We start from the raw sequence: 7,708 nt of genomic DNA on the forward strand, positions 1-7,708 counted from the left end.
GGGCGGACGTCGGCACGGGCGGGGCTCCTGGGACAGGGTGCGGTGCACCGGGGATGCACCACGCGAGGATAGGACAGCGCCCCCCAGCCAACCAGGGCACGGGGGGCCCTGTGTCTCAGCGGCGGCCGAGGAACTGGGGGTCTGCCCAATCCCAGAGCCGCTCCGGGTGCTCGTCCACGTCGAGCGGCAGGCTGTTCCAGCGATACACGGCGCGCGAGCTGGCGCCATGGATGTGGATGAGCAGGTTCAGCGTGGCCAGCACCGCGAAGGTGGCCGTCAGTCCGCGCCGGGCCTCGGGGCCCTTCCACTGGAGCGAGCGCACCACGGGGACGAGGAAGAAGACGAGGTAGGGCACCATGTCCGTGAAGAAGCGCGGGCCATACGAGTGCCCTCCCCACCAGTGCGGGAAGGTGGAGATGGAGAACCAGTGCAGCGCCACCACCGCGAGCAGCACGGCGTGCAGGCGGGTGAAGGTCCGGGCGCGCACGTCCAGCCACAGGCCCCAGGCGCTCAAGAGCAGCACGGGGGTGAAGACGAACAACCCGCGGCCGGGGGACACGAGGTTGCCGGCCAGGGCCTCGGCCACGCGCGAGGAGGACCACTCCAGGCGTTGCGGCTCGTAGTAGGGCGCGAGCACGGAGCCGTAGTGGACCTGGTTCACCGCCACCCAGGGGATGGCCACCAGGAGCGCGCTCGCGAAGAACCGCCAGGCCTGACGCGGGTAGGTCCACACGACGTAGAGCGACAAGAGCAGCACGGACAGCCCGTTGGTCGGCCTCATCACGTAGGCGAGCGCCAGCGGGAGGCCCGCCCAGCCGACGACGGCGGGATTGTCCCGTGCGCGCACGAGGCAGACGAGCGACAGGGTGAGGAACAGGAGCGAGGGGCCGTGTTGCCACAAGGCGCGGCTGGCGGTGGAGAGCAGCGGCGTGCAGAAGACGAAGACGGCGGAGAGCAGGAGCGCGCGACGGCGGGACAGCTTCAGCGACATGCCGAGCACGAACATGGCGACACCCGCCAGGGCCGTGACCGCGGAGGCGAAGTAGCGCTGCGGCTCGTTCCACGCGTTCAGGTCCACCAGGCCGGTGGTGTCGTGGAGGTGGCGCCAGTGGGCCAGGGACCTGCCCAGGGACGGGTGGAGGCCGCCCACAGGGGTGACGAGCCGCACGAAGCCATCCACCAGCGCCACCATGGGCACGGCGACGAGCGAGGGGCCCAGGGGGAAGTAGTTGCAGTAGTGGCCGTCGCGCTCGAAGAGGCCGTTCTGGTGCACCTGGAAGGTGGGCGCGTATTCGTCCAGGGCGATGTTCCCCTCGCGCAGGAGCGACAACGTGGTGGGGAGCGTCAGCTTGGAGTCGAAGGGGGTGTAGACGGGGAACGCCGCCAGCACCGAGAAGAAGCCCAGCAAGAGCAGCGCGTATGTCGCCCAGGGACGGGACATGGAGGCCCCTCTTAGTGCCTCGCGCCACGGGGGTCACCCGAAACCAGCGCGTGGGCGGGCCCCTGCCCTCTCCAGCCTCGTCCTCCAATCCCTATCAATGACAAGTCATTCCACCGCGTCGCGGACACGGGAGCGCACGCGCATCGCATCGTCCGTGCGCCTCCGCGCCACGCGGAGCCAGGCCCGGCCTCCCGGGCGTCCGGGCGGGCGTCCGGCGCCGGCCCACCGAGGAGGCGTCCGAGCGGTGGACGCCCGGAAGCTGCCTGTTCGTTGACTCCTGGCGACTCCAGAATCTTTGTGACACGGCCGACCCGGCCGGGCTGATAACCCAGGGCCACGCGAGCGGGGTACCGAGGAGGCACATTTGGGTGGGGCTGGAACAGCCAGGGGCACACGGGACGCGGAGCTCTTCGACGCAGTGGATGTCTCCCTCTGGGTGGAGGACTTCACCGCCGTGACGAACGCGCTCGACGCCCTGCGCGCATCGGGCGTCACGGACCTGCGCGCCTGGCTCGCGGAGCATCCCGGCTTCGTGATGGAGGCCGCGGGCTGGGTGGAGGTCCTGGACGTGAACGAGGCCACCGCCCGCCTGCTCGAGGCGCGCGGCCGTGACGAGGTGATGGGCAGCCTGTCCCTCTCCCGCGTCTTCCTCCCGGAGACGGCCGCGGCATTCACCGACGAGCTCGTCATGTTCTGGGAAGGCGGCACGCGCCTGGAGCTGGAGACCGTGCTCAAGACGCTGCGAGGCCGCCACGTCGACGTCATGCTCACCCTGACCCGGCCCTCGCCGGAGCGCAGCGACCGGGTCTTCGTCACCATGCGGGACGTCACCGCCCAGAAGGCGTCCCAACGCGCCCTCCAGGAGAGCGAGGCCCGCTTCCGGAACATGGCGGACCACGCCCCCGTCATGCTCTGGGTGACGGACGTCACCGGCCGCTCTCTGTATCTCAGCCGCAGCTGGTACGAGTTCACCGGGCAGACGGAGGCCGAGGGCCTGGGCTTCGGCTGGCTCGGCGCCGTGCATCCGGACGACGCCGAGCGCGCGGGCGCCGTCTTCCTCGCCGCCAACGCCGAGCACCTCCCCTTCCAGCTCGACTACCGGCTGCGACACAGGAGCGGCCAGTACGGCTGGGCCATCGACTCGGCCAGCCCCCGCTTCGGACCGGCGGGCGAGTTCCTGGGCTACATCGGCTCGGTCATCGACATCTCCGACCGCAAACAGGTCGAACAAGACAGAGAGCGACTGCTGTCCGCCATGGACGAGGCCATCCGGATTCGCGACGAGTTCCTCGCCGTGGCCAGCCACGAGCTCAAGACGCCCCTGACGCCGCTCCACCTGAAGCTCCAGACGCTGGCCCGCGTGGCCCGGGAAGGCCGCCGTCAAGAGCTGCAGGAGCGGCTGCCCGCGGACCTGGAGGTCATGCAGCGACAGGTGAAGCGCCTGTCCACGCTGGTGGGCGAGCTGCTCGACGTCACGCTCATCAGCGGAGGCCAGCTGCGCCTGGAGCCGGAGCCGGTGGACCTGGGCGCGCTGCTCCACGAGGTGGCCCTGCGCTTCAACGCCGAATCCCAGCGCACCCGCACCCCCATCCACACGGAGCTGGGCGAAGTGGTGGGCCAGTGGGACCGCGCGCGGCTGGAGCAGGCCGTGTCGAACCTGCTCTCCAACGCCCTCAAGTACGGCGAGGGCCACCCCGTCCACCTGCGGACCGGACGCACCGCGGAGCACGCCTGGTTCAGCATCCGGGACGAAGGCATCGGCATCCCGCCGGAGGCCATGGACCGCATCTTCGAGAAGTTCGAGCGCGCCGTCTCCGAACGCCACTACGGCGGCCTGGGCCTGGGGCTGTACGTCACCCGGCAGAACGTCCGGGCCATGGGGGGCACCATCGACGTGCGCAGCGCGCCGGGCCAGGGCGCCACCTTCACGGTGCACCTGCCCCGCCGGGTGTCGGGTGAGAGCGCCGCGGGAGGACTGGCGCGATGAGGGGCCCCCGAGTCGTGGAGGAGGTGCTGCGCGGCGGCGGCGAGTGCGGCGCGTTGCTCCGACGCATCGACTGGGAGAAGACGCCCCTGGGCCCGGTGGAGCGCTGGCCGCAGTCCCTGCGCACCACGGTGGGCATCGTCCTGGCGTCCAACTACCCGCTCTACCTGGCGTGGGGCCCGCGCTACGTGCAGATGTACAACGACGCCTACCGTCCCATCTGCGTCGCGACGAAGCACCCCGCCGCGCTGGGACAGGAGGCCTCCATCACCTGGCCGGAGGTGTGGGACACCATGCTCGCCCCCGGCTGGGAGCGCATCCAGGCCACCGGCGAGCCCATCCGCGTGGAAGATTTGATGATGCCGTTGGACCGCAACGGCTACGTGGAGGAGTGCTACTTCTCCTACAGCCACAACCCCATCCGCGACGAGTCCGGCGGCGTGGGCGGCATCTTCGCCGCGCTCACCGAGACCACCGAGCGCGTGCTCAACGAGCGCAGGCTGCGCACGCTCTCCGAGCTGAGCGCCGCGGCCCTGGGACAAGCGACGCCGGAGCTCACGTGCCGGGAGATGGCGCGCGTGCTCGCGGGCAACCTGAACGACGTGCCGCTCGCGCTGCTCTACCTCACCGACGACGCGGAGCGCACGGCGAGCCTCGTGGCGCTCAGCGGCCTGCCGTCGGACAGCCGCGCGGCCCCCGCCCGAATCCCCCTGGACGAGGAGCCCCGCCCGGACACCTGGCCCCTGGGCCACGTGGCGCGCACCGGAGAGGCGCTGCGACTCGAGCAGCTCCCCGAGCCGCTGGGTCCGCTGCCCGGAGGCCCCTGGCCCGAGCCGACCACGTCCGTGGTGGTGCTGCCCATGCCCCGTCCCGGACAAGCCCTGCCCCTGGGCTTCCTGGTGTTGGGCATCAGCCCCCGTCGGGCGCTGGACGCGGCCTATCGCCGCTTCCTGGAGCTGGTGGCCAGCGGCGTGACGACGGCGGTGGCCACCGCGCGGGCCCATGCGGAGGAGCGCCGCCGCGCGGAGGCCCTGGCCGAGCTGGACCGGGCCAAGACGACCTTCTTCAGCAACGTCTCGCACGAGTTCCGCACGCCGCTCACGCTGATGCTGGGCCCGGTGGAGGACGGCCTGCGCGACGTCGAGGAGCCGCTGGGGCCCCGCCAGCGGCATCGCCAGGAGACGGTGCACCGCAACGGGCTGCGGCTCTTGAAGCTGGTCAACACGCTGCTCGACTTCTCGCGCATCGAGGCGGGCCGGACGCGGGCCTCCTTCGCGCCCACGAACCTGGGCGCGCTCACGGCGGACCTGGCCAGCGCCTTCCGCTCCACCGTGGAGCGCGCCGGCCTGAGGCTCGTCGTGTCGTGTGAGCCCCTCCCCGAGCCCGTCTGGGTGGACCGCGAGCTGTGGGAGAAGGTCATCCTCAACCTGCTCTCCAACGCCTTCAAGTTCACGCTGGCCGGGGAGATTCGCGTCGCGTGCGCGGCGAAGGACGACGGGGTGGAGGTGTCGGTGACGGACACCGGCACCGGCATCCCCGAAGCGGAGCTGCCGCGCATCTTCGAGCGCTTCCACCGCGTGCAGGGCGCGCACGGGCGCAGCTACGAGGGCAGCGGAATCGGGCTCGCGCTGGTGCAGGAGCTGGTGAAGCTGCACGGGGGCAGGCTCGCCGTGCGCAGCGTGGAGGGACATGGCAGCACCTTCACCGTGGGGCTGCCCCTGGGCCATGCGCACCTGCCCGCCGGGCACCTGAAGCCCCAGGAGCCAGGCCACACCACCCACCTCCGGGCCTTCGTGAGCGAAGCGCGGACGTGGCTGGAGGCTCCGGCCTCCATCGAGGTCACCGACGACGAGGCGCCCCCGCTTGCGCGCCGTGAGGACCGGACGCCCCATGCCAGCGCGACGGTGCTCGTGGTGGATGACAACGTGGACATGCGCGACTACGTCCAGCGCCTGCTGGGCGGACGCTACGCGGTGGAGACGGCCGCCAACGGGCATGAGGCGCTGGAGCAGGTGCGGGCCCGACGGCCGGACCTGGTGCTCAGCGACGTGATGATGCCGGGGATGGATGGCTTCGGGTTGCTGCGCGCGCTGCGGGCCTCGCCCGTCACGGCGGACCTCCCCGTCATCCTGCTGTCGGCCCGGGCGGGTGAGGAGGCCACCGTCGAGGGGCTGGAGGCGGGCGCCAATGACTATCTGGTGAAGCCCTTCTCCGCGCGGGAGCTGCTCGCGCGCGTGGAGGGCAACCTCGCCGTGGCCAGGGCGCGCGAGGAGAAGCGCCAGGTCGAGCAGGCGCGGCAGGCCCTGGCCGTCGTGGTGGAGCAGAGCTCGGATGCGATTGGCATCGCGGACACCGAGGGCCGCATCACGTATCTCAACGAGGCCGGTCAGCGGCTGCTCGGCGTCGCGGGACAGGAAGCGGCGCGCCACACGTCCCTGCTGGACTACTTCCCCGAGGAGGACCGTCCCTTCGTCCAGGACACGCTCCTGCCCGGCGTGGCGACGAAGGGGCGCTGGGAGGGAGAGCTGCAGGCGCGAAACCTCCGGACGGGGGCGCGGCTGCCCGTGCGCTACGCCATCTCCACCCTCACCCACGCCCGGACGGGCCAGCCGGTGGGCGTGGCCGTCATCGCGCACGAGCTGTCCGAGCAGAAGCGCCAGGAGGCCGAGACGCGCCGGCGCGCGGAGTTCGAGCAGCAGCTCATCGGCATCGTCAGCCATGACCTGCGAAACCCGCTCAGCGCGATTCAACTGGGAGCGTCGGTGCTGGCCCGGCGGGAGGAGCTGAGCGAGCGCAACCTGCGCTCGGTGCTGCGCATCCAGGCCTCGGCGGAGCGCGCGGTGCGGATGACGCATGACCTGCTGGACTTCACCCAGGTGCGCCTGGGCGGAGGTCTGCCCATCCACCGGCGGCCCGTGGACCTGCATGAGCTGTCACAGCAGGTGATTGAGGAGCTGCAGATGAGCCACCCGGAGCGGGAGCTGCGCGTGGAGTCGGACGGGGATGCCTTCGGTGAGTGGGATTCGGACCGCATCGCCCAGGTGCTGGGTAACCTGGTGAGCAACGCGCTCCAATACAGCCCCGCCAGCTCGCGCGTGACGGTGCGTGTCCAAGGCGAAGCACCGCGCGTCGTCCTGTCCGTCCACAACGAGGGACCGCCCATTCCCGACGACGCCCGCGCGCGCCTCTTCCGTCCGCTCCAGCGCGCCCGCACGGCGGACAGCAACACGGGGCGCAGCATCGGCCTGGGGCTCTTCATCGTGAAGCACATCGTCGAGTCCCACGGGGGCACCGTCGACGTGACGTCCCAGGACGGCCAGGGTACGACGTTCATCGCCGTGCTGCCCCGGCTGGCGTCAGACCAGGGCACGAGCTGAGCTGGCCCCATCGGGTCCGTCGAAGCAGCGGCCGTCACCCCACGCACGGCGGCCCGCCAGAACGCGTCGCGGCTCACCGTGGACACCCTCGACTTCCGGCGGCGCGTCCAGCAGGCGCGGAGGCCCCGCTCCGTACGAGCAGCGGGGCCTCGGGTCATCCCCTACGGACGCGGCTGCGCGAGCAGCCACTCGTAGAGGTTCGGGGAGTGGTACGTGTGGTCCGTGTAATAGGCCCGGGAGTAGGCCTCGTGCCCCACGTTCTCGTAGCGCGTCACCACCGGCGCCGACGGGGGCGAGCAGGCGTTGAGGCCGTTCACCGCCGCAGCCGTGTCGCTCACGTGCACCGTGCCGTCGTCCGCCGCGTGGAAGGTCCACACGGGCACGTCCTCGGTGGCCAGCCGGCAGATGCGCGACACGCCGTTCACGCTGTGGACGCGCCCTCCCGAGAAGGGAACGATGGCGGCGACCTGTCGGGCGTTCGCGTCCGAGCGCTGCGGGAAGCCAGGTGCCGTTGATGGCCAGCCCACAGAGGCGGACCTGCGCCTGCGTGTCCGTCGTCCCCTCGTTGGTGCCGAGGAAGAACGTGTCCCGCGTGGCCGACGCGGGATAGCCGGTGCTCGCGGTGGTGCCGCCGCTGCAGGCGCCCGTCCAGCCCTGCCAGAACCCGTCCGTCAGCTGGAGCGACGGCCCCGAGCCCACCCCCGCGCCGTCCACCCGGTTGCTCAACGACGAACGGGTGGAGCCGGAGTGGAGGTTGTTCCACCCCGGCGTGGCGGTGGGCCCGTCACCGAAGTCGACCAGGAAGCGCCACGCGGCGCCTTGGCCCCCGCCCTGGACGTGAGATCCACGCTCGCCTCGCGAGGTCAGGACGGTTAGAAACGCCCCTTCCATGGCGCCTCCTGGCCT

At 71.5% G+C, this 7,708-nt stretch carries 5 protein-coding genes; 3 read left to right on the top strand and 2 right to left on the bottom strand.

Annotated elements, in window-relative coordinates; genetic code table 11:
- Positions 1 to 115: 115 nt before the first annotated feature.
- Positions 116 to 1,441, bottom strand: a complete 1,326-nt coding sequence (locus FL311_RS38775; protein WP_141332683.1) for a hypothetical protein — start codon at positions 1,439 to 1,441, stop codon at positions 116 to 118.
- Positions 1,442 to 1,859: 418 nt separating this feature from the next.
- Between FL311_RS38775 and FL311_RS38780 the strand changes: the two genes are divergently transcribed.
- The gene (locus tag FL311_RS38780) at positions 1,860 to 3,428 is read left to right on the top strand and encodes an ATP-binding protein (protein ID WP_228557366.1); all 1,569 of its coding nucleotides are present in this window, start codon (positions 1,860 to 1,862) and stop codon (positions 3,426 to 3,428) included.
- Positions 3,425 to 6,802: an ATP-binding protein gene (locus tag FL311_RS38785; protein ID WP_141332685.1), complete on the top strand. Its 3,378-nt coding sequence runs from the start codon at positions 3,425 to 3,427 to the stop codon at positions 6,800 to 6,802. The genes FL311_RS38780 and FL311_RS38785 overlap by 4 nt, the downstream gene beginning before the upstream one ends.
- 161 nt (positions 6,803 to 6,963) lie before the next feature.
- Here the strand turns inward: FL311_RS38785 and FL311_RS38790 are convergent, their stop codons facing one another.
- On the bottom strand, positions 6,964 to 7,227 hold the full coding sequence (locus FL311_RS38790; RefSeq protein WP_141332686.1) for a hypothetical protein: 264 nt from the start codon (positions 7,225 to 7,227) through the stop codon (positions 6,964 to 6,966).
- 188 nt (positions 7,228 to 7,415) lie between these two features.
- Between FL311_RS38790 and FL311_RS38795 the strand changes: the two genes are divergently transcribed.
- Positions 7,416 to 7,643, top strand: coding sequence for a hypothetical protein (locus FL311_RS38795; protein ID WP_141332687.1), 228 nt, complete (start codon positions 7,416 to 7,418; stop codon positions 7,641 to 7,643).
- Positions 7,644 to 7,708: the final 65 nt, after the last annotated feature.

Origin of the sequence: Myxococcus sp. AB025B (genome assembly GCF_006518215.1) — a bacterium.
GTDB lineage: Bacteria > Myxococcota > Myxococcia > Myxococcales > Myxococcaceae > Myxococcus > Myxococcus fulvus.

Coding starts and splice junctions, on each gene's coding strand:
- FL311_RS38775 (WP_141332683.1), bottom strand. CDS start 1,441: ATGTCCCGTCCCTGGGCGACATACGCGCTGCTCTTGCTGGGCTTCTTC.
- FL311_RS38785 (WP_141332685.1), top strand. CDS start 3,425: ATGAGGGGCCCCCGAGTCGTGGAGGAGGTGCTGCGCGGCGGCGGCGAG.